The following is a 22886-nucleotide window of genomic DNA, read 5'->3' on the forward strand; positions in this document are numbered from 1 at the left end:
AAAAGTCTGTGGTGGTGTTGCGCGTGGGGTGGGGTGTTGTGCCTGTGCTTTGCGTGGTGTGCTGCCGGGGATGAAAGACAAAAAAGATATGTGTGTTGGTGCACTGTTGGGTGTCTGGGGCAGCATGTGTGTTGTTTCCTTGTGATCCTGGTTGTTCCTTATCTTCGTGCGTGTTTGTGTGCGGGTGTGGGGGGCTGGGGTGTGGTGTGTGAGAACTGTATAGTGGACGCGAGCATCTTTATTTTTTTGTGTGTGTGTGTGTGTGTTCTTAGTGTTTTTTAGTAAGGGCGTACGGTGGATGCCTTGGCATGCTGAGCCGATGAAGGACGTGTGAGGCTGCGTTATGCCTCGGGGAGTTGCCAACTAAGCGTTGATCCGAGGATGTCCGAATGGGGAAACCCAGCACCAGTTGTGTGGTGTTACCCGCAGGTGAATTCATAGCTTGTGTGGGGGTGTACGCGGGGAAGTGAAACATCTCAGTACCCGCAGGAGAGGAAAATAATAATGATTCTGCTAGTAGCGGCGAGCGAACGTGGATGAGGCTAAACCATGTGCGTGTGATACCTGGCAGGGGTTGCGTGTGTGGGGTTGTGGGATGTGATTGTTACCAGGGCTGTCGACTTGGTGCGTGTGTGTTGTGTGTTAGCGGAAGTCACTTGGGATGGTGCGCCGTAGTGGGTGAGAGCCCCTGTACGTGAAAACATGCAATGTGTGCGTTGATTGTGTCCCGAGTAGCAGCGGGCTCGTGGAATCTGCTGTGAATCTGCCGGGACCACCCGGTAAGCCTAAATACTCAGTGTGACCGATAGTGAATAGTACCGTGAGGGAATGGTGAAAAGTACCCCGGGAGGGGAGTGAAATAGTTCCTGAAACCGTGCGCTTACAATCCGTCAGAGCACCTCGTGTGTGTGATGGCGTGCCTTTTGAAGAATGAGCCTGCGAGTCAGCGGCATGTCGCGAGGTTAACCCGTTGTGTGGGGTAGCCGTAGCGAAAGCGAATCCTAATAAGGGTGTTGTCAGTGGCATGTCCTGGACCCGAAGCGGGGTGATCTACCCATGGCCAGTGTGAAGCAGCTGTAAGAGGTTGTGGAGGCGCGAACCCACTTAGGTTGAAAACTGAGGGGATGAGCTGTGGGTAGGGGTGAAAGGCCAATCAAACTCCGTGATAGCTGGTTCTCCCCGAAATGCATTTAGGTGCAGCGTTGCAGCAGCTTGCCGGAGGTAGAGCTACTGGTTGGTTGAGCGGGACTATCATCTTAGCAATGTCAGCCAAACTCCGAATGCCGGTTAGGTGGTCTGCAGCAGTGAGACTGTGGGGGATAAGCTTCATAGTCGAGAGGGAAACAGCCCAGATCGCCGGTTAAGGCCCCTAAGGGTGTACTAAGTGGAAAAGGATGTGGGATCGCGAAGACAGCCAGGAGGTTGGCTTAGAAGCAGCCATCCTTGAAAGAGTGCGTAATAGCTCACTGGTCGAGTGGTTTCGCGCCGACAATTCAGTGGGGCTCAAGTACACCGCCGAAGCCGCGGCATGTTCTTTGAAGAACATGGGTAGGGGAGCGTCGTGTATGGGGTGAAGCAGTACCGTAAGGGGTTGTGGACTGTACACGAGTGAGAATGCAGGCATGAGTAACGAGAGATAAGTGAGAATCTTATCCGCCGGATGACTAAGGGTTCCTGGGTCAAGTTCGTCTTCCCAGGGTGAGTCGGGTCCTAAGGCGAGGCCGACAGGCGTAGTCGATGGTTAACGGGTTGATATTCCCGTACCCGTGTATATGCGCCCAAGGGTGAATCGGTGATACTAACCACCCTGAGCACACCATATGATGATCCCTTCGGGGGTTGGTCGGTGGTGTGTGATGCGTGGGGCCTGAACCGTAGTAGCCCAGTGATGGGGTGACGCAGTGAGGTAGCCTAGCCACTTATTGGATTGTGGTGTAAGCGTGTGGCACGCCTGCGAGTGAAATGCTTGCGGGTTGTTGTGTGAGGCGTGATGCGTAGCCCCTTGTGGGGTGATGTAGGTGATCCTGTACTGCCGAGAAAAGCCTCTAGCGAGTGTGTACACGGCCCGTACCCGAAACCGACACAGGTAGTCAGGTAGAGAATACTAAGGCGGTCGGGTGAACTGTGGTTAAGGAACTCGGCAAAATACCCCCGTAACTTCGGGAGAAGGGGGACCATTACTGGTGTGCAGTCTTTGACGACTGTGGTGCTGGTGGTGGTCGCAGAGAATAGAGGGGAGCGACTGTTTATCAAAAACACAGGTCCGTGCGAAGACGTGATGTTGATGTATACGGACTGACGCCTGCCCGGTGCTGGAAGGTTAAGAGGACCTGTTAGATGGGTAACCATCGAAGCGGAGAATTTAAGCCCCAGTAAACGGCGGTGGTAACTATAACCATCCTAAGGTAGCGAAATTCCTTGTCGGGTAAGTTCCGACCTGCACGAATGGCGTAACGACTCCCCTGCTGTCTCAACCACAGGCCCGGTGAAATTGCAGTACGAGTAAAGATGCTCGTTTCGCGCGGCAGGACGAAAAGACCCCGGGACCTTCACTATAGCTTGGTATTGGTGTTCGGTGCGGTTTGTGTAGGATAGGTGGGAGACTGTGAAACCGTCACGCTAGTGGTGGTGGAGTCGTTGTTGAAATACCACTCTGACCGTAGTGGATACCTTAACCTTGGCCCATGATCTGGGTTGGGGACAGTGCCTGGTGGGTAGTTTAACTGGGGCGGTTGCCTCCCAAAGAGTAACGGAGGCGCCCAAAGGTTCCCTCAGCCTGGTTGGCAATCAGGTGTAAGAGTGTAAGTGCACAAGGGAGCTTGACTGTGAGACGTACATGTCGAACAGGGACGAAAGTCGGGACTAGTGATCCGGCACCAACGTGTGGAAGTGGTGTCGCTCAACGGATAAAAGGTACCCCGGGGATAACAGGCTGATCTTCCCCAAGAGTCCATATCGACGGGATGGTTTGGCACCTCGATGTCGGCTCGTCGCATCCTGGGGCTGGAGTAGGTCCCAAGGGTTGGGCTGTTCGCCCATTAAAGCGGCACGCGAGCTGGGTTCAGAACGTCGTGAGACAGTTCGGTCTCTATCCGCCGCGCGCGTTGAAACTTGAAGAAGGCTGTCCCTAGTACGAGAGGACCGGGACGGACGTACCTCTGGTGTGCCAGTTGTTCCGCCAGGAGCACGGCTGGTTGGCTACGTACGGAAGGGATAACCGCTGAAAGCATCTAAGCGGGAAGCCTGTTTTAAGATGAGGTTTCTTTTGAGGTTCCCCACAGACTATGGGGTTGATAGGCCGGATCTAGAAGACGGGCAACCGTTGAAGGTGACCGGTACTAATACACCAACAAAAAACACAACCAACACACCCACCAAAAAAGGTGTGTGCCCGCGTCCACTATGCAGTATCTGACACACCACAATCGTGTCACAACAACAACATAATGATTGATCCCACAAATGTGTCGGTGGTTGATGGCGGCGGGGAAACGCCCGGACCCATTCCGAACCCGGAAGCTAAGCCCGCCCGCGCTGATGGTACTGCCCCCGGGAGGGGGTGGGAGAGTAAGTTACCGCCGACCCAACAACTTAAAACAAAACAAAGCAGCCGCACCCCCCAAACAACACACAGGGGGGTGCGGCTGCTTTCTGCTTACCCCCACCCACTCCGCCACGACAGAGTCGAGTCCGCAATGCGGACACCACCCACTGCGCCACGACAGAGTCGAACGCGATCCGCGGGGCATCCAGAACAGCCCACTGCACCAGGTACCCGGCTCGCCATCTGACTCCGCCACGGCAGAGTGACCAATTTGTAGAGCCGGCCGCTAGAGCCGTGCACTCCGTATTGACATCGTCGAGTCCGCACTGCGGACTCCCCCCACTCCGCCACGGCAGAGTCGCACACAATCCGTCGGGCGCACAGATCGATGCGCCAGGAAAGGGACGCGCGAAGAATCCGCATTTCGGACCCCGCGGACACCACCAACTCCGCCACGGCAGAGTCTGGTTCGCCACGGCAGAGTTGAGTCCGCAATGCGGACTCCGCCACGGTGTCAGCGCTCTTTGAAAAGTAGCCCAAAACGCTCCTCGAAAAGTAGCCCACCCGGAAAAGATTGGATGGGTGATTTCATTGGAGGAATGGGCGCAGATCCGATACCTGCGTGGGCAGGGTCTGTCATTGAGGAAGATCGCGGCCGAAGTGGGCTGTGCGAAGAAGACGGTGGAGAAGGCTTTGGCTTCAGATTCGCCGCCTTGTTACAAGCCACGGGATGCCAAAGGAACGAGTTTCGATCCGTTTGAACCGCAGGTCAGGGAACTTCTCGCGGAAACACCGCAGCTTAATGCCAAGGTGTTGGCTCAGCGAGTGGGCTGGACAGGCTCGGATTCATGGTTTCGCAAACACGTTGCCAGGATCCGGCCTGAGTATATGCCCGCCGACCCAGTCGATACCCTTACTCACTCCCCGGGGCGTGAGATCCAATGTGATCTCACTTTTGCACCGGGTGGACTACCTGATGCTGATGGGGGCTACCGCGCGTTGCCGGTGTTGGTGATGGCAGCCTCGCATTCTCGTTTCGCTGCGGCGTGTGTGCTTCCCTCGCGCACGACTGATGACTTGATCGCCGGGATGTGGCAGTTGATAACACGTGATTTCCAAGCGGTACCAGATCGGCTCGTGTGGGATCACGAGTCCGGGATTGGCAAGGCGAAGCTGTGCGAGCCTGTTGCCGCATTCGGCGGGGCGCTGGGCTGCAGAATCGTTCAGACCCCACCGCGGGACCCGGAATCTAAAGGCATCGTCGAGCGCACCAACGGGTACATGAAGCGTTCCTTCTTCCCCGGGCGCCGGTTCAGCGACCCGGTGGATGTGCAAGCCCAACTTGATGAGTGGTTCACCACAATCGCCAACGCACGCGTTCACACCACGTTGAAGGCCACACCGGCGGACTTGTTCGCAGCTGATCAGCGAGCGATGCGCCCCTTGCCACCGTATCCGCCGGTGTTCGGTGTCAGGCCCGCGGTGCGCCTGCCGCGTAACTACTACGTCACCGTTGACACCAACCAGTACAGCGTGGATCCGACATTCATTGACCGACTAGTCACTGTGCGCAGCACGCTTGATGAAATCGCCGTGACCGGGCCACACGGTGAACCCGCCGCGGTGCACCCACGCCATTGGGGCCAGCACAAGGTCATCACCGACCCCGCCCACGCCCAAACTGCCCACGCCATGCGCCGCGACCTAGCTACGGCGGGCGAGAGATTCCAGCCAGATACCGCTGTTGACATCGCTGACCTATCCATCTACGACCACATCGCCTAACACGGCCTCAACGCCCCACAAACTTCAAGGAGAGCTCTTTCCTATGACCCGCACCAGCGCCCACGACACCGCGGCGGCAATTAGTCACCTCGCACGGGAGTTGAAAGCCCCACGCATCGACAACGTCTACTCAACCATCGCCAATCAAGCACGTAGCCAATCCTGGACATTCGAGGAGTACCTCGCCGCCGTGCTATCCGTCGAAGCGACCGCCCGCGCGGAATCCGGAGCATCATTACGCGTCAAACGCGCCGGCTTTCCGGCCGTGAAAACCATCGCCGACTTCGACTTCACCGCACAACCCAGTATTGACCGCACTGAAATCGCACGCCTTGAAACCGGGGCCTGGGTCGCCACAGCTGAAAACGTCGTCCTGCTCGGCCCACCCGGAACCGGCAAAACCCACCTCGCCACCGCACTTGGCATCACAGCAGCGCAGCAAGGCTATCGCGTCCTCTTCGACACCGCCGCCGGGTGGATAAACACCCTCACCGAAGCCCACAACACCGGCAAACTCGAAACGCTGCTGAAACGATTAAACCGCTACCACCTGCTCATCATCGACGAACTCGGCTACATTCCCGTCGAAGCTGACGCGGCGAACCTGTTTTTCCAACTCGTCTCCAGACGCTACGAACACGGCTCCATCATCGTGACCTCAAACCTAGCGTTTTCCCAATGGGCGCAATGCTTCGGCGACATCACAGTAGCCACCGCCATGGTCGACCGCATCGTCCACCACGCCAAAATCTTTCAACACCGAGGAGTAAGCCACCGCATCAAAGGACGCGAAATACCCGCACCAACAACCCCCTCACCAACCCCACATCAGGCACAATAACAACGACCACACTGGGCTACATTTCAAAGAGCGCCAGTGGGCTACATTTCGAAGAGCGCTCACACCGAGGCGTCCAACCGGGTATGGGTCGCCGATTTCACCTACGCCCGCACCGGTTCGGGCTGGGTCTATGTGGCCTTCATCGTTGACGTGTACTCGCAGCGCATCGTCGGCTGGCACGCGCAGACCTCCCGCGGAGTCGAACTGGTGCGTATCCCACGGTACCCAGCGCTGTGGGAGCGTGACCGCACCCAGCGTCCCGTTGTCCGTGGTGAGCTGACGCACCACTCGGATGCGGGCAGCAAGTCACACCGCGGTGAAATTCACTGAGAACCTGGCCCTGCAGGGCATCACCCCGTCGATCGGGAGTGTGGGTGATGCCTACGACAATGCGCTGATGGAGTCGAGCAACGGGCTGGACAAGACCGAGTGCATCGGCTCCCGGATCTTCACCGCACAGAACCTGGAGTCGATCGTCGACGTCGAACTCGCGACCATGGCGTGGGTGCAGTGGCACAACCACCACCGGCTGCATTCCACCCTGGGGATGGTCCCGCCGGCGGAGTACGAGGAGTCCTACTGGGCCAGAGAAGCTACAATTCCTGGGTCACCTGCGACGGCGGCTTACCCAATCTAACGGCGGCAACAAAGCCGTAGCGGTTCACGGCACCGCCCCAGAGTGTTGGCTGCTGGTCGAATGGCCCGCCGGAGAAGACGAACCCACCGATTACTGGTTGTCGACCCTGCCCGAGACCACCCCCATCGAGCAGTTGGTGCGCCTGGGAAAGATCCGGTGGCGGATCGAACACGACTACCGCGAACTCAAGCACGGCCTGGGACTCGACCACTTCGAGGGTCGACATTGGCTCGGCTGGCATCACCACACCACACCCGTCACCGCAGCACACCTGTTCATCACCATGAAACGACTGGCCGCCGGCCCAAAAGCACTACCGGCGGCCTGACTTTTTACACGGTGCTCACTGAACTCCAGACCGCCGTCATCCGGTTACTCGACCGCTGTCCCTACTGCCACCGCCCCAGAGACACCTAACAAAGCACTACTAGTGTCCTGCGCCGTTAATTCGTTGTAAGGATCGGGCGATGGAGTCGAGGATGTCCTCGGCCGTTTTAGTCCAGATGAACGGCTTCGGGTCCTCGTTCCACGCCCTCACCCAGTCGCGGAGGTCTTTCTCCAGTGCCTGCACGCTTCGGTGGTCGCTGCGCTGAAGGAGCTCTCGGGTCACCTCGGCAAACACCCGCTCCACCTGGTTGATCCAGGAGGAGTAGGTGGGCGTGAAGTGCATGTGGAACCGGGGGTGCTTGCCCAGCCAGGTCTGGATCGTCGGGTGTTTGTGGGTGGCGTAGTTGTCGCAGATGACGTGCACGTCCAGGCCCTCGGGGACGGTTTTGTCGATCTTGACCAGGAATTTTCTGAACTCCACCGAGCGGTGCTTGCGGTGGACCTGGGAGATCACCGTCCCATCGGCAACGTTGAGTGCGGCGAACAGACTCGTGGTGCCGTGGCGGACATAGTCGTGTGCGCGGCGCTCGGGTGTTCCCGGCATCATCGGAAAGGCCGGCTGGGACCGCTGTAGGGCTTGTACCTGGCTTTTCTCATCGAAACACAGCACGACCGCTGACTCCGGTGGGTTCAGATACAACCCGACGATGTCATAAATTTTCTCGGTGAAAAAGGGATCGTTGGAAAGCTTGAACCCCTCCTCCAGGTGGGGCTTGAGTCCGAAAGCCTTCCAGATCCGACCGACCGTGGACTTCGACAGGCCGGATTTCTCGGCCATGCTCGCCCGCGACCAATGGGTCGCATTCGCAGGGGTTGATTCCAGGGTGTCGATGATGACCTGCTCGACCCGGTCGATACCGATCGTCGCGGGCCGACCCGGCCGGGGCTCGTCGACCAGTCCGTCGAGGCGCTTGTCGATGAAGCGGGCCCGCCATTTACCCACCGTCGGCAATGAGATCCCCAACCGACGGGCGACCTCCGAGTTCGATGCCCCGGTTGCGCATTCCAGTACGATCCGGGAGCGGAGCGCGAGGTCCTGGGTGGTTTTGCGTCGCCGGACCCAGCGTTGCAGTTGGTCGCGTTCATCATCGGTCAAGGTCAGTGGGGCTAACGCCGGTCCTCGGTGTGCATACCCAATTTTACAATGATCCAGCAGCGAATTAACGGCGCAGGACACTAGGCGAGCTTCCCCCAGGGAACCAAACTCCCGGCGATCGTCTGACAGGCCGGAAGGAGTGTCCGGAAGTCGATGTTGATTCCAGTCCCGTCTGATATGACCCATACGGTGCCGCTGACGGGACAATCCATGAGTGAGTTCCTCTGGATAGCCCGGGGGTTGAGTGGGGGTAAGCGGTTCTCCGACAGATCGGACGGACTGTTCTCGCCACGGGCCCCACTGGTGACTCGCGGGGAGAAGCATCAGTGCGTGGGCTTTTCTTCGTGGTCGATGCCGGCGTGTTCCTGGCCCTTCTGGAAGTTGAGCAGGCGAAGCGCGTTCGCGACGACGATGAGGGTGGATCCCTCATGGATGAGCACGACGGCGCCGATATTAAGCCCAAGGAAGGTCGCGATGATGAGGAAAACGACGATGGCGAGGCTGGCGATGAGGTTCTGTCGGATGATCCGGCTGGCGGCCCGGCTCAGCCGGACAGCGAACGGGATGTGTCCGAGGTCGTCGCTCATCAGCGCGATGTCGCAGGTCTCTAACGCGACCGTCGACCCGGCAGCACCCATCGCAATGCCGACGTCAGCGCGGGCCATCGCGGGGGCGTCGTTGACGCCGTCGCCGATCATCGCGATCGGGCGGTATGTCTTGGCCAGGCTCGTGATGTGAATGACCTTGTCCTCGGGGAGGAGCTCTCCGATCGCCGTGTCGACGCCGACTTCCTGACCTACCGCGTCGGCGACCCGCTGATTGTCGCCGGAGATCATGACCAGATGGCCGACCCCTGTGTCCCGGAGCGCGTTGAGCACCTGGGCGGATTCGGCGCGGGAGGCGTCCATCACTCCCACGACCCCCAGGAAGCGGTCACCACGACGCACGATCATCAACGTCTGCCCAGAGTCGCGGGCTTCGGCGTAGGACTTGGCCAGCGAGGAGGGCAGTTCAAGCTGCTGTTCGTCGAACATGCGCAGGTTGCCGATTTCGACCCGCTCTCCGTCGATCGTCGCGGTGATGCCGCGGCCGGTGAGTGCCGAGAGGTCGGTGGCCACCAGCCGCCCGGTCTCGGGGACGCGGGGTGCAAGGTCGCGGACGATCGCGGCGGCGAGGGGGTGGTCGCTGAGAGATTCGACCGACACGAGTGTCGGGATCAGTTCCGATTCGGACGTGTCATCGGCGGGAACGAGCGAGGTCACTCGTGGTGTGCCCCACGTGAGGGTGCCGGTCTTGTCGAACGCTATCGCCTCTACTCGTCCGAGTGTCTCGAGCGGGGCACCGCCCTTGACGAGCACGCCGGCACGGGCGGCGCGGGCCACGCCCGCCAGGACTGCGGCTGGGGTGGCGATCGCGAGAGCGCACGGGCTCGCGGCGACGAGCACAGTCATGGCGAGGTAGAAGGCGTCGCGGAACGGCTGCGCGAACGCGAACATCGACACCAGCAGGGTGGCGATGACCCCGAGGATCACGGCGGGCACGTACCAGCGCTGGAACCGGTCGATGAACTGCTGTGTCGGGGACGCAGCCTGGTCGGCGGTGCGAACAAGCTCAACGACCTTGCTCAGTGTCGAGTCAGCGGCGGTCGCGGTGACCTCGATCTCGAGTAGGCCAGACCCGTTCACGGTGCCGGCAAACACTCGATTGGTGGCGGGGAGGGTGCCGACCGTGTGCATCGTCCGTGTGGGGTCGGACACCGGTTCCTTCTCCACGGGGATCGACTCGCCCGTGACTGCCGATTGATCAACGGCGGACATTCCGGAGATCACGAACCCGTCCGAGGGGATGCGGGAGTTCGGACGGATGACAACGATGTCTCCGACCACGAGCTCCTCCACCGGTACTTCCACGGGTTCGGTTTCGCCGCGGCGCACCAGGGCGCTGCGGGGGGCGAGCTCGGCGAGGGCCTCGATGGACTTGCTGGCACGGCTAAGGGCGTACTCTTCGAGCGCGTGGCCGAGGCTGAACAGAAACAGCAGCACCGCACCCTCCGCCCACCGGCCGATGAGAGCGGCGCCGACCGCGGCGACGAGCATGAGGAAGTCGACCTCGAACTTCCCTCGCAGCGTGGAGGAGATAGCGGTGCGGATGGTGAAGAACCCACCGAAGAAGTAGGTGGCGAGGAAGAACGCCAACGGCCATCCGACCATCGGCAGCCCCAACGCGAACTCCGCGATCATCCCACCGGTGTAAGTGACGCCGGCGGCGATCGCGAACCACAGCTCCCAGCGTGCGGAACCGTGGGCATGATCTTGGGTATGAGTGGCCGCCGATGTCGGTGGCAGGGTTGTGGGGGATCCGTTCGGGGCAGCGTAGTCGCCGGGGTCAGGGTCATGATCGTGCTCGCTCATGCCTGTAGTCTAACGGGGAAAACCCCTTATTGCAAGCTTATTGAAAATCCTTGAGGGCATCCCCTCCCGCACCCTCCGTATAGACATCGAGCGGGCCGCACCGTGTGGTGCGCAAGGCTGCGCTTAGAACCGCTCGCGCCGGCGGTTGGTGAATTTCCGGGAGTGATTCGGCTGGCTGTCGCCGTAACGGTCGTGCAACATGCGTGCACGGGCACCAGAGGATGCGGAAGTAGGAGCTTGGGCATGGGCGAGACCCTGGGTGTCATTTTCCGGGTGAGTGGTGCGGAGGGCGCCCACCGTGTCGGAATCTGTCTCTTCGTCCTGGGAGTCCCCGGTCTGCTGCGAGGATGTCGATCCGTCGGCCAGCTCGGCCTCCTCGCGGCGCACACGGCGGCGTTCCTTCAGCTCCGCCCAGATAAAATACCCCAGGCCGAGCGGGGCCATGATGCCGAAGGCGATCCACTGGAAGGCGTAGGACAGGTGCGAACCGCGGTCGAGCATGGGCACCGGGATGGCGTTGATCTCCCCGGCCTGCCCCTCGGCCAGCTGCACATAGTCCTCCGCCAGTTCCATGCCGGTCACCTCGGCGATCTGCGCGGTGTTGATGCCGTAGACCTGGCGGTAGCCCTGGTCCTCGATCGGGGGGGGACATCGGTGTCTGCTCGGTGAATCGGGCGTGGCCGACGATGGACTGCTCACCGGCTGGCGCAGTATCCATCGGTGGGACACCGCCCTCAAGCGGCGGGTTGAAACCCCGGTTGACCAGGATGACCTCACCGGAGTTCAGCTGGAAGGGAGTCAAGGCATGGAAGGCAGGGGAGGAGTCGACCGGACGGTTGCGCATCAGCACCTCATCCTCGGGCAGGTAGTGGCCCTGAAGGATCACCCGGGCCCATTCCTCCCCGGGCTCGATACTGCCCCGGGCGTCAAAGATCTCCTCGGCGGGGACGGGCTCGACCTCGAAGGCGGATTCGATCTGCTCGTTGCGCTCGACGATAGTGCTATCCCTGCTCAGCTGCCACGGCGCCAGAAAGGTAAAGGCGACGTAGGAGAAAGCGATGATGGCAAGGACACCGAACACCCAGCCGGGCCGGAGGAATGTCCGCCAGCCCTTCTTCTGCGGGGCCCGACCGTACCTGCGTTCACCTGTGCTGCTCACAGCCATGAAGTCTACTGCCCCGTCCGGTGAGAAAGTGCATCCTGTCGCCGGGTGCTCATGGGGAAAGCACTACGAGACCCGGGACCTTCCGTACGCATCCTCGTCGGCAGTGACCGTGGCCGCCTCGACGGGCTTCAGGTCAAGATGCTTGGTGCGGGCGGCCCGCAGGCCGTTGGCGATGACGATGACCTCGGCCACCTCGTGGACCAGCACGACAGCAGCCAGTCCCAGCACACCGGTGATCGCCAGCGGCAACAGGACGATGATGATCGCCAGGGACAGCACAATGTTCTGGTTGATGATCGCCCGGCCCCGGCGGGCGTGGCGCAGGGCCCGGGGGATCAGGCGCAGGTCATCGCCGGTAAACGCCACATCCGCGGACTCGATCGCCGCGTCCGAGCCTTTGGCACCCATGGCGATACCGATATCGGCTCGGGCCAGGGCGGGCGCGTCGTTGATGCCGTCACCGATCATCGCCACCGGGCCGCGGGTCCCCAGTCCGGCCACGGCGGTGGCCTTGTCCTCCGGGCGTAGCTCGGCCCGCACGTCCGTGATGCCGGCCTCCCGGGCCAGCGCAGCGGCGGTGCGGCTGTTGTCGCCGGTGAGCATGGTGACCTGGAAACCCTCATCGGTGAGCGTCCGGATGACCTCGGGGACCTCGGGGCGGAGTTCATCACGCACCCCGATCGCCCCCACGGGCTGGCCATCGCGGTGGATGACGACCACGGTCATGCCTTGTTTTTCCAGGTCCTCGACCTGACCGGCCAAGGGGCCGGGGGACAGCCAGCGGGGGCTGCCCACGGCGATCTGCGCTCCGTCAATAAGTCCGGTGATGCCCTGCCCGGCGGCTTCGTCGACCTGCTGGGCGGCCGGGGCCTGCGGTGTAGCGGCGGTAATGGCGGCAGCCAACGGGTGGGTGCTGTGAGCCTCCAGCGCCGCGGCCCAACCGAGGACATCCGCCCGGGCGGCTCCACCAGTGGTGAGCACATCTACGACGGTGGGCCGGTTGCGGGTCAGGGTGCCGGTCTTGTCCAGGGCCAGATGCCGGATACCGCCGAGGCGCTCGAAGGCGGCGCCGGACTTGATGACCACGCCGAATTTGCTGGCCGCCCCGATCGCGGAGACGACCGTGACCGGCACCGAGATCGCCAGGGCACACGGCGACGCCGCGACCAGGACGACCAGGGCACGTTCAATCCATACGCCCGGATCCCCCAGCCAGGACCCGATGACGGCGACGAGGATGGCGAGGATGAGGACACCGGGCACCAGGGGACGGGCCAGGCGGTCGGCGATCCGGGCCCGTTGGCCCTTATCGTGCTGGGCCTGTTCCACCAGGGCGACCACGGTGGTCAGGGAGTTGTCCGTCCCGCCGGCGGTGGCCTCGACCTCGAGCGCCCCGGTGGTGTTGATCGACCCGGCCAGCACCGCATCACCGGGGCCGACTTCGACGGGGATGGATTCTCCGGTGATCGCCGAAACATCCAGGCTGCTGTGCCCGGAGCGGATGATCCCGTCGGTGGCCAGGCGTTCCCCGGCAGCCAGGCGCAACACGTCCCCGGGGACCAGCTCCTCGACCGCCACACTGCGGGTCACCCCGTGGGAGATGATGGTCGCGGTGGAGGGGATGAGGGCCAGCAGGGCACGCAGGCCCGAACGCGCCTTGTCCATCGCCTTATCTTCCAGGGCCTCGGCAATCGAGTAGAGGAAGGCCAGGGCGGCGGCCTCCTCGATGAAGCCCAGCAGGACGGCACCGAGGGCGCTGATGGTCATCAGCAGCCCGATACCCAGTTTTCCCCGGGTGACCAGCCCCTTGAGGGCTCCGGGGACGAATTGGGAGGCGCCCAGCAGTAGGGCGAGCCAGAACAGGCCGGTGGCCACCAGTCCGGCCCCGGGGACGAACCACTCGAGGATCAGGCCGATGAGCAGGGACACGCCGGAAGCCACCGGGAGAAGGACGGCACGGTCACGCCACCACGGGGTGGGCTCCTCTTCGTCGGCCATCGGCACGGACGGTTCACAACCACAGGCAGACGTCATGACCGCTGGCCTCTTTCCTCATCGCAGCAACCAGCAACCGGACACTGCGGGTCCAGGCACTCGGCGTTCTCATCGACGGCCAGGGTGGTCTCCACCAGGACGGCAAGCGCCCGGGCGAGGTGGGCGCCGACGATCTCATAACGGGTGCGCCGGCCCTCCGGTTCCGCGACGACGATTCCGCAGTCACGCAGACACGCCAGGTGGTTGGAGACGTTCGAGCGCGTCAACTCCAGGTCCCGGGCCAACTGTGCTGGATAGCCAGGGGCCTGAAGCAGGGACAACAGGATTCGGGACCGGGTGGGATCGGCCATGGCGCGTCCCAGCCGGTTCATCACATCAAGACGGGAGGCAATAGTCAGCATGCACTGACCATACAGTGGGGGATGACTAGTTGGCAATTGTCTCCGCCTGCTCGTGTGACCCTTTCGCCCTGTGAAGCGGAGTGTTAGCAGACGACCTCGTTGTGTATGTGGTTATCCTGTTCGAGTTGGATGGTCGAGTGCTCGATACCGAAGTTCTGCAGGCAGGCCTGGGCGGCGTCGAGGATTCCGCAGCCGGCGTGGCCCATGTCCTCGAGGGCCAGGCGGGAGGTGGCCAGTGATTCGGTGCCAACGGTGTTCCAAGTCTGCAGGTCGCGCACGGAAGCGACCCGGGCAGGCCGAGCAGTGTTGCTTCTACGTCGCGGGCGTCGATGTTCTTCGGGGTGTGGTTCATCAGCACCGCGAGGGAGTCGACCATCAGGCGCAGTGGTCTCGGCAGCACCATCGCGGCGATGAACAACGAGGCGATGATGTCGGTGGGCAGCCGGCTGGTGAACCGGATGATCAGGACAGCGATGATCACCGCGACCGAGCCGAGCAAATCGGAGAGCACACGTAGGTAGACGCCGCGCATGTTCAGGCTCTCGTGCTGACGACGCCCGAGGATCAAGGCGGAGATTGCGTTGGCGGCCAGGCCGACCATCGCGACGATGAGCATCACGCCGGTGTCGAGGGGGACCTGTTCGCCGATCCGACCGAGCGCGCGCACGACGATCATCACCGAGATGGCGCTGACGATGGTCGCATTGATCAGCGCGGTGAACACCTCGACGCGGCGGTGGTTGTAGGTAGCGGTTGAGCGGCCGATGAGGATGGCGATCAGGGCGATCATCAGTCCCGTGAAATCCGCGAGCATGTGCATCGGATCCGACAACAGAACCAGCGAGCCAGAAATAACGCCACCGGCTACCTGGGCCAGGAAGATCGTGAACGTCAATCCCGGGGCCTTCAACGAGCCCGTCAGGCCATGACCACGACCATGGTCATGGTGGAAGGTTAACCCACATTCCGCTTTATTGAAAGACTAATGAAAAATCCAGAGCCCTTACCTGAAAATATGTGTCTCCGGGCGAGAAGATGACTCCCTGTGCTGGGTTTGCAGGAATCCCCTGGCTGGCTGCGCGGGGATCCTTTCCTAGGGCGACGTCAAGCCAGGAGCGGGCGAAACGAGCGGTAGCGGCGCCCTGAACGGCACCAATTTTTCCAACCATCGGGAGCAGACGAAGATGATCCGCCGCTACATCGCCTAGCACAGAACCCACGTCATCAACCCGCAGCTATGTAAGGTCATCAAACCAGCCAGCACCATCAAAAAGGCAAAGGTTGTCTGACGCGGTACTACTAGGGGCCTCGAAGGAGGAGTGAACCGATTCAGGTCATAGAGGGGTATTTCGGAACAGTTCAATGTCCTGTCTGATTAGGGAGATGCGTCACGTTCGTGGAACTTTCTCGTTGCCGGGCCGACAGCTCGTATGTACCTGAATTTAACTCGGGTGTCGGCAGGAACCGCGAGCCGGGAGTGAGTGAGGCTGGGTCGCAGCGCCTGCCGGAGCAGGAATCGTCGCAGTGGCGATGTGCCATCTGGACGGTTCGTCAACTGGGAAAGGCGCATTCTGTGGATCTTGTCGATGTCTCACGCTGGCAATTTGGCATCACGACTGTCTATCACTTCATATTCGTCCCCCTGACCATTGGGCTTGCCCCCCTGGTGGCCATGATGCAGACGGCCTGGCACCGGACCGGGAAGGACATGTGGTACCGCGCCACCAGGTTCTTCGGCACGCTCTTCCTGATCAACTTCGCCATGGGAGTGGTCACCGGCATCGTCCAGGAATTCCAGTTCGGTATGAACTGGAGTGAGTACTCCCGCTTCGTCGGTGACGTCTTCGGCGGGCCGCTCGCTCTCGAGGGGCTGGCCGCCTTTTTCTTCGAGTCCATCTTCTTGGGGGTCTGGATCTTCGGTTGGGAACGCGTGCCCCGCTGGATGCACCTGGCTTCGATTTGGATCGTGGCGGCCGCGACCAACGTCTCGGCCTACTTCATCATCGTGGCCAATTCCTTCATGCAGCATCCGGTAGGCGCGGCGATGAACTACGAGAACGGGCGCGCAGAACTGATCGATGTTTGGGAGCTGCTGACCAACCCGGTGGCACTGGTGGCCTTCCCGCACGCGGTGGCTGGTTCCGTGCTCGTGGCCGGTACCTTCGTCGCTGGCATCAGCGCCTGGTGGATGGTGCGGTCCCGCCGCCACGCAGCCAAGATGGACGGGAACTCCGAGGACGCCGGACAACTGTGGCGGCCGCTGCTGCGCATGGGATTGTGGGTCACATTATTGGGGATCGTATTCGTCTCGATCACCGGTGACTTGCAGGCGAAGGTGATGTTCGAGGTCCAGCCGATGAAGATGGCCTCCGCGGAGGCGCTGTGCCACACCGAGGAGGATCCGTGGTTCTCTATTTTGGCCATCAGCACGTTCAACGACTGTAACTCGGTCTCCGAGATCTTCAGTGTTCCCTGGGTCCTGTCCTTCCTGGCTGGCGGCCAGTTTGCCGGTGTGACGCTGCAGGGCGTCACGGATCTGCAGGCCCAGGCCGAGCAGCTCTACCGCCCGGGAAACTACTCGCCGAACCTGTTCGTCACCTACTGGTCCTTCCGCCTGATGATTGGCTTCATGACTGCCTCCATCCTGGTAGTCATCCTCGGCTTCTGGCTGACCCGCAGGAAGCGCACCACCGACAAGCGGTGGTTCGCCTGGCTCGGCCTCATCGCGATTCCGTTCCCCTTCCTGTCCAACTCCGCCGGCTGGATCTTCACCGAGATGGGACGCCAACCTTGGGTGGTGTACCCGAACCCCGACTTCGGGCCGGAGAACAGTCCGAATGGGGAAAATGACATCCACATGATCGTGGACTTCGGTGTGTCCAACCACTCGGTGACCACCGTTTGGATCTCCCTGATCGCCTTCACCCTGATCTATGGCGTTCTGGCCGTGGTCTGGTTCTGGCTCATGCGCCGCTTCGTGGTTGCCGGGGCGCTCGCCCCCGGTGCTTCCGAGAACATCGCTGAGGACACCTACGGTCCGGACGCCGAGGAACTGGAACCGCTGAGCTTCAGCGCCGACAGTGCTGAGAACACCGAGGGCGCCGAGGGCGTCGAGTCTACCGGCTGGAATTCCACAGCTGTCGCCACGAAACCGCGCCGGCAGCGCGGCGAGCGCACCGATGATGGGCAGGAGAGCTGACCATGGATCTGCAGACTCTGTGGTTCATCGTGATCGCCTTCTTGTTCGTGGGTTATTTCGTCCTGGAGGGCTTCGACTTCGGCGTGGGCATGCTCCTGCCGTTCCTGGGCGGTGATGACGATGAGCGCGCGCGGCGTCGCGACGCCGTGGCCACCAGCATCGGCCCGGTGTGGAACGGCAATGAGGTGTGGCTCATTGTGGCTGTAGGCGGCATGTTCGCCGCGTTCCCCGAGTGGTACGCCACATTGTTTTCCGGGCTCTATCTACCGTTGCTGCTCATCCTGATCTCCCTGATCCTGCGCGGTGTCGCGCTGGAGTGGCGCGTCAAGGTGGACACCCAGGTCTGGCGCGACCGCTGCGACATTGGGCTGGCGATCGGCAGCTGGGTGCCGGCGATTTTCTGGGGTGTGGCCTTCGCCAATATCGTCCAGGGCTTGGCGATCGATGCCAACCGGCAAATTGATTCCAGCCTGGGTGCCATGTTCGGCCTGTTCAACCCGTACGCTGTGCTGGGGGCGTTGGCCTTCGTCTTGCTGTTCATGGTGCACGGCGCCACCTTCCTGGGCATGAAGGTGCATGAACCGCTGCGCAGCCGTGCCCACTGGCTGGCCCGTCGGCTGACCATCCCCGCCGCGCTGGCCACCTTCGGCTTTGCGGCATGGACCCAGCTGGGGCACGGGGACCCGGTCCTCTGGATCGCCGTTGTTGTCCTCGCCCTGTGTGTGGTCGTCGGCTCGGTGGCCATCCTGCGCAACCGCGACGGCGTCGCATTCGCTGCCACCGCCGTGGCCGTGGCGACCCTGGTGGTGCAGATCTTCGCGACCTTGTTCCCGAACGTCCTGCCCACCTCACTGGCCGATGGGGTGTCGTTGAATATCTACAACGCCTCCAGCTCGGACTACACTTTGACCTTCCTGTCCTGGGGCGCCCTAATTCTGGTGCCGTTCGTCCTGGCATCGCAGGGTTGGACCTTCTGGTCCTTCGCCAAGCGGATCAAGGTGTGAGCCGGATGCAGGGGCCTATTGACCCTAGACTCCTCGCCCTGGTTCCGCCGGTGCGGGGCCTGATCCTGCGCACGGGCGTGCTGCAGGCGTTTATCACCGTGCTGGTGCTCGCCCGCGGCGTGCTCATCGGCTGGGTCGCCGCGCGCGTCATCCTGGACCGTGGTGCCGACTGGGAGGTGCTGACCTGGCCAGTGGTGGCCCTCTTCGCCGCCATCGCCGTCCACGGCGTCGTGGCTGCCCGCGCGCAACGCTCCTCCTCGGAGAGCGTCGGGCGGGTCGTCGACACCCTGCGTGCCAAGGCGTTGGCCGCGTTACGACGTCGCGATCCCCGCCGCGTGCAGGAGGAATCGGCCCACTGGCGCGAGGTCCTCACCGATGGCACCGAGAATTTTCGGCCCTACCTGAACGAATTCCTGCCCTCCCTGGTCGCTGCCGCGCTGGCGACTCCGGCCGCCCTGGTCGTGGTGCTGGTGGCTGACCCCGTCTCCGGGATCTTGGCGCTGGTGACAGTGCCATTGATTCCGGCCTTCATGGTGTTGATCGGTAAGCTGACCGCCGCCCATACACGACGTCGTCTGGAGGTGACTAGCGCTCTGGGCGGGCAGCTGGCGGACTTGTTGTCCGGCTCGCTGACACTGCGGGCACTGGGCGCCACCCACCAGCCGAGCAGACAGCTGCGGTCCACGGGGCGTCGCCACGAAAAGGCCACCATGTCGGTGCTGCGCCTGGCGTTCCTGTCGTCGTTTGCCCTGGAGTTCCTGGCCACCCTTGCGGTGGCGCTGGTGGCTGTGAGCATCGGGCTGCGCCTGGTGGACGGCAACATGGAGCTAACCGCAGGACTGATCGCACTGATTGTGGTGCCGGAGGTGTACAACCCGATCCGGCAGGTGGGCACGAACTTCCACGCCGCCGCCGACGGACTCACCGCCGCCGAGGAGATCCTGGAGCTGCTGGACGAAGATGAGACTCGCCCCGTGGGCCACCACGGCCGGAACTACCTGACCCACTGTGGCTCCCCCGCGGGCGTCCAGCTGACAGTCACCGACCTCAGCGTGGGCGGCCGCGACGGCACGAAGCCGGAGAACCTGAGCTTCACCGCCGAACCCGGGAAGATCACCGTCCTGTACGGCGACAACGGCTCCGGAAAGTCCACCGTGTTCCTCGCCGTCCTGGGCGCGCTGCCGGATGACCTGGTCACCGGAGAGATCACCGCCCCGCCGCCGGAACGCACGGCCTATCTGCCAGCCCGGCCGGTGCTGGTGCCCGGCAGCGTCGAGGACAACCTCGTGCTGCTGGGTGCGCAGCGCAAACCGGCCACCGAAACCGCCGGGAACCTGTGGTTCGACGTACCGTTGAAACGCCGTCTCGGCCCACAGGGCGAGGGCCTCTCGGCGGGCCAGAGCCAACGCCTGACCCTGGCCCGCACTCTGGCCCGCGGCAGCGGACCCACGCTGCACCTATTGGATGAACCCAGCGCGCACCTGAGCCCGGAGCTGGTAGATGCCCTCTCCACCGAGCTGCGCCGGCGGGTTGCGGCCGGACACACGGTGGTGCTGGCCACCCATGACGTTCGCCTGGCCGCAATCGCAGATGAGGTGGTGTACCTGTGAGAGCAGATATTCGATCACTTAACGGAATGCTCCGCCTGGCTGGGGTGCGGCACCGTGAGATTATCGCGGGCGTCGCGGCCGGCTCCATCACCCTGATCTCTGCGCTGACCCTGACCATCGTCTCCGGTTGGTTGATCACCAAGGCCTGGCAGATGCCACCGGTGATGGACCTGACGGTCGCGGTCACCGCCGTGCGGGCGCTGGGCATTTCTCGGGCGGTATTCCGTTACGTGGATCGGTTGCTCAGCCACCGCATCGCGCTGCGTGCCCTGACCACGTTGCGTTCTCGGGTCTTCGATGCGCTGGCCTTCGACCATACCGGTTCCGGGCGGGGGCATCTGTTCACCCGCGGCGACGGGCTGGTGCGCCTGGTTGCAGACACCGAACGCGTCACCGATGTCATCGTGCGCGCCGTCGTGCCCGCTGGGGTGGCGGTGGTACTCACCGTCTTTGCAGTGGCCGGGGCTACTTTGCTGCATCCCGTGGCGGGTCTGGTTCTGTCACTGGGCTTCGTGGTCACCGGAGTGCTTGCCCCCTGGCTGGCGGTGCGGGCAGCCAGGCGCTCACGTCGGATACTCGCCGAGGATAATTTCGAAGTGGCTCTGGATGAGCTGCTGGACCACCGCGTGGAGTTCGCCGCCGCCGGTCTGGAAGAGCAGCGCGAGGATCTGGCCGTCGCGGCGTCGCGATGCAGTAGCAACGCCACCGTCGCCGCCGAGAAACCCTTGGCAACGTCACAGGCGCTGATCCAGTGGTCCACCGGCCTGGCCGGGGCACTGACGGTGATCGTCGCCGCGCTGGCATACACTGGGGATCCCACTTGGCTGGGCATGGTGGTGTTGCTGCCGTTGGCGGCTTTCGAGTCCCACGCGCAGCTCTCGGAGGCCGCGATCCACGCCGACGAGGCTTCCCACAGCGCCCGCCGCCTCACCGACCTGGTCGAGGAGTCCGGTACCACTCCGACAACGGATGGTGGGGAGGTGACAGCGTGGGAGCTTGACAACTGCCATCTTAGAGCCACCGACCTACGCTGCCGTTTCGGTGACATCAGTTGGCAGGTGGATCTGCTACCCGGTGAGCGTATGGTCATCCGCGGCCCCAGCGGCTGCGGCAAGACCACGTTGCTGCAGACCCTGGGAGGCCTGGTGCCACCACGCAGTGGTTCTGCCACGCTGAGTGGGCACCCGGTCCCGGAGATCGACCAAGTCACGCTGCGAGAAACCCTGCGCGTGCACGCCGAGGACGAGTGGCTCTTTTCCACCACCATCCGGGAGAATCTCCTGGTAGCCAACCCCGATGCCAGCGACGGGGAACTCCGTGAGATCCTGCGCGCGGTGGGGCTGGCGGACTGGTTGCGGGAGACCGTCGGAGCGGGTGCTGATCCGCTGGACCTGCTGCTTGCCGACGGCGCGGGCTCCCTGTCGAGCGGTCAGCGTCGCCGTCTACTGCTGGCTCGGGCACTGTGTTCCACCGCGCCGGTGCTGCTGCTGGATGAGCCGACCGAACATATCGCGGCCACGGACGCGGCGGCGTTGCTAGACCTCCTGCTCCACCAACCGCTGCCGGGACCGCTGCCACGGCGCAGCGTCATCCTGGTCACCCACGCTAACGACACTGACTCGACAACCGGGCAGGTGGGCACGCAGACCTTCCCCGACCCGGTGCAGATCAGGACCTCACCCCCTTACCAGGACTAAAAAGATGGTCACACTCGAGACAGGAGCGACAATCAGCGATATTAAACGCAGGCTCCTTTAGTTCAGTCCGGCGTAGGAGTGCAGACCAGAGACGACCAGGTTGATGAAAAACAGATTGAAGATCATCGTGGCCAGGGCCAGGATATTGATCCACGCGGCCTTGTGATCGCGCCACCCGGCGGTGGCACGGGCATGCAGGTAGGCGGCATAGAGCACCCAGGAGATAAAGGATGCGGTCTCCTTCGGATCCCATCCCCAAAACCGGCCCCACGAGGCCTCCGCCCAGATCGCACCCAGAACAATGCCCAACCCCAGCACGGGCAACGTAATGATGGCGGACTTGTAGGCCAGGGCGTCGAGCTTTTTCGCACTCGGCAGCGGCTTGGCCACAGCACCGAAGAAGCCACGCTCTCTGCCCTTCGGCTGCCAGATACGCAGCAGGTAGAGCAGGGAAGCGATGCCCGAGACGATGCCAATCGCCGCGCCCAGGGACACAGTGGAGACATGGACGGGCAGCCAGTAGGACTGCAGGGCGGGCACGACTGGGGCGGAGTTGGAGTAGAGGCTGGTGCCACCGAAAAACAGCAGGACCAGGATCGGGACCAGCAGCCACGGCCACACGCTGCGCCACTCACGGCGCTGGATGACAATCGCTGCGGAGATGACCGCCAGGACGCAGATCATGGAGATGTACTCGTACATGTTGCCCAGCGGGAAGCGGTCGGTGGCCAGGCCGCGCAGAACCACCGACATCAGGTGGACCACTGCGCCCAACCAGGCCAGAGCCTGAGTCATGCCACCGAATTTATCGGCGGAGGCCTCCTGGGCAGCATATTGCTCATCGGTGAGCAGGGGGTCGGTGGCGTTAACGTCTCCGATTGACCTGTCAGTGAGGTCCCCAGTGCCGGTACCGGCGCCCACAGCGACATATTCGGGGTGGGCGATGTCTTCGCGTGCCCGTCGGGCGTCGATGACCCCTTGCATCTTGACGTAGAAGACCAGGGAGAGCACCAGGGCGAGCAGGTAGATCACGAAGGCGGTCTGGAAGGCGGTGTCGGAGAAGGTGGAAAGGGTCTGATTAACAGGCATCAATGGATAAAGTCCTTATGATTTA

The 22886-nt window shown here is 62.5% G+C and carries 14 protein-coding genes, 2 rRNA genes and 2 pseudogenes; 11 read left to right on the plus strand and 7 right to left on the minus strand.

All coding sequences use genetic code 11. The features are described from left to right. Nucleotides 1-271: 271 nt before the first annotated feature. The 7 genes and pseudogenes from RIU96_RS05400 to RIU96_RS05425 all read left to right on the plus strand — a co-directional run. Nucleotides 272-3362 (plus strand): 23S ribosomal RNA (locus tag RIU96_RS05400). Between the two features lie 104 nt (nucleotides 3363-3466). Next, nucleotides 3467-3584 (plus strand): 5S ribosomal RNA (gene rrf, locus RIU96_RS05405). Nucleotides 3585-4126: 542 nt separating this feature from the next. Further along, on the plus strand, nucleotides 4127-5329 hold the full coding sequence (gene istA / locus RIU96_RS05410; protein ID WP_311205168.1) for an IS21 family transposase: 1203 nt from the start codon (nucleotides 4127-4129) through the stop codon (nucleotides 5327-5329). Nucleotides 5330-5372: 43 nt separating this feature from the next. Further along, on the plus strand, nucleotides 5373-6170 hold the full coding sequence (gene istB, locus RIU96_RS05415; protein ID WP_259822917.1) for an IS21-like element helper ATPase IstB: 798 nt from the start codon (nucleotides 5373-5375) through the stop codon (nucleotides 6168-6170). Nucleotides 6171-6206: 36 nt separating this feature from the next. Beyond that, nucleotides 6207-6500, plus strand: a complete 294-nt coding sequence (locus RIU96_RS11960; protein ID WP_144317284.1) for a DDE-type integrase/transposase/recombinase — start codon at nucleotides 6207-6209, stop codon at nucleotides 6498-6500. A gap of 67 nt (nucleotides 6501-6567) precedes the next feature. Beyond that, on the plus strand, nucleotides 6568-6807 hold the full coding sequence (locus RIU96_RS11965) for an integrase core domain-containing protein (RefSeq protein ID WP_396136764.1): 240 nt from the start codon (nucleotides 6568-6570) through the stop codon (nucleotides 6805-6807). Next, nucleotides 6752-7135 (plus strand): annotated as a pseudogene (locus tag RIU96_RS05425) (transposase); the annotation flags it as partial. The gene RIU96_RS11965 and the pseudogene RIU96_RS05425, both read left to right, overlap by 56 nt. Nucleotides 7136-7234: 99 nt before the next feature. Here RIU96_RS05425 and RIU96_RS05430 read toward each other — a convergent pair. From RIU96_RS05430 to RIU96_RS05455, 6 genes and pseudogenes are all read right to left on the minus strand, one after another. Then, nucleotides 7235-8332, minus strand: a complete 1098-nt coding sequence (locus RIU96_RS05430) for an IS630 family transposase (protein ID WP_311205180.1) — start codon at nucleotides 8330-8332, stop codon at nucleotides 7235-7237. A 281-nt stretch (nucleotides 8333-8613) separates the two neighbouring features. Further along, nucleotides 8614-10701: a heavy metal translocating P-type ATPase gene (locus RIU96_RS05435; protein ID WP_311205169.1), complete on the minus strand. Its 2088-nt coding sequence runs from the start codon at nucleotides 10699-10701 to the stop codon at nucleotides 8614-8616. Between the two features lie 123 nt (nucleotides 10702-10824). Then, nucleotides 10825-11866: pseudogene (locus tag RIU96_RS05440) on the minus strand (SURF1 family protein). Between the two features lie 63 nt (nucleotides 11867-11929). Next, nucleotides 11930-13900, minus strand: coding sequence for a heavy metal translocating P-type ATPase (locus RIU96_RS05445; protein WP_259896881.1), 1971 nt, complete (start codon nucleotides 13898-13900; stop codon nucleotides 11930-11932). Beyond that, nucleotides 13897-14262: a Cd(II)/Pb(II)-sensing metalloregulatory transcriptional regulator CmtR gene (locus tag RIU96_RS05450; protein ID WP_006841228.1), complete on the minus strand. Its 366-nt coding sequence runs from the start codon at nucleotides 14260-14262 to the stop codon at nucleotides 13897-13899. Before RIU96_RS05450 ends, RIU96_RS05445 begins: the two co-directional genes overlap by 4 nt. Nucleotides 14263-14287: 25 nt before the next feature. Further along, on the minus strand, nucleotides 14288-15157 hold the full coding sequence (locus tag RIU96_RS05455) for a cation diffusion facilitator family transporter (RefSeq protein ID WP_311197003.1): 870 nt from the start codon (nucleotides 15155-15157) through the stop codon (nucleotides 14288-14290). A 678-nt stretch (nucleotides 15158-15835) separates the two neighbouring features. Here RIU96_RS05455 and RIU96_RS05460 point away from each other — a divergent pair. From RIU96_RS05460 to cydC, 4 genes are read left to right on the plus strand one after another with little or no spacing between them, the layout of a single operon-like run. Continuing rightward, nucleotides 15836-17461, plus strand: coding sequence for a cytochrome ubiquinol oxidase subunit I (locus RIU96_RS05460; RefSeq protein ID WP_006841226.1), 1626 nt, complete (start codon nucleotides 15836-15838; stop codon nucleotides 17459-17461). Between the two features lie 2 nt (nucleotides 17462-17463). Next, a complete protein-coding gene (gene cydB / locus RIU96_RS05465) occupies nucleotides 17464-18465 on the plus strand; it encodes a cytochrome d ubiquinol oxidase subunit II (protein WP_136652913.1) in 1002 nt (333 codons plus the stop codon). Between the two features lie 5 nt (nucleotides 18466-18470). Then, complete coding sequence (locus RIU96_RS05470) at nucleotides 18471-20075, plus strand: ABC transporter ATP-binding protein/permease (protein WP_144317281.1); 1605 nt, start codon at nucleotides 18471-18473, stop codon at nucleotides 20073-20075. Nucleotides 20076-20101: 26 nt separating this feature from the next. Further along, nucleotides 20102-21772, plus strand: coding sequence for a thiol reductant ABC exporter subunit CydC (gene cydC / locus RIU96_RS05475; protein ID WP_006841223.1), 1671 nt, complete (start codon nucleotides 20102-20104; stop codon nucleotides 21770-21772). 57 nt (nucleotides 21773-21829) lie between these two features. Here cydC and ccsB read toward each other — a convergent pair whose 3' ends face one another. Further along, on the minus strand, nucleotides 21830-22861 hold the full coding sequence (gene ccsB, locus RIU96_RS05480) for a c-type cytochrome biogenesis protein CcsB (RefSeq protein ID WP_006841222.1): 1032 nt from the start codon (nucleotides 22859-22861) through the stop codon (nucleotides 21830-21832). Nucleotides 22862-22886 lie beyond the last annotated feature (25 nt).

Source organism: Corynebacterium sp. Z-1 (assembly GCF_031844665.1).
GTDB classification, from domain to species: Bacteria; Actinomycetota; Actinomycetes; order Mycobacteriales; family Mycobacteriaceae; genus Corynebacterium; species Corynebacterium sanguinis.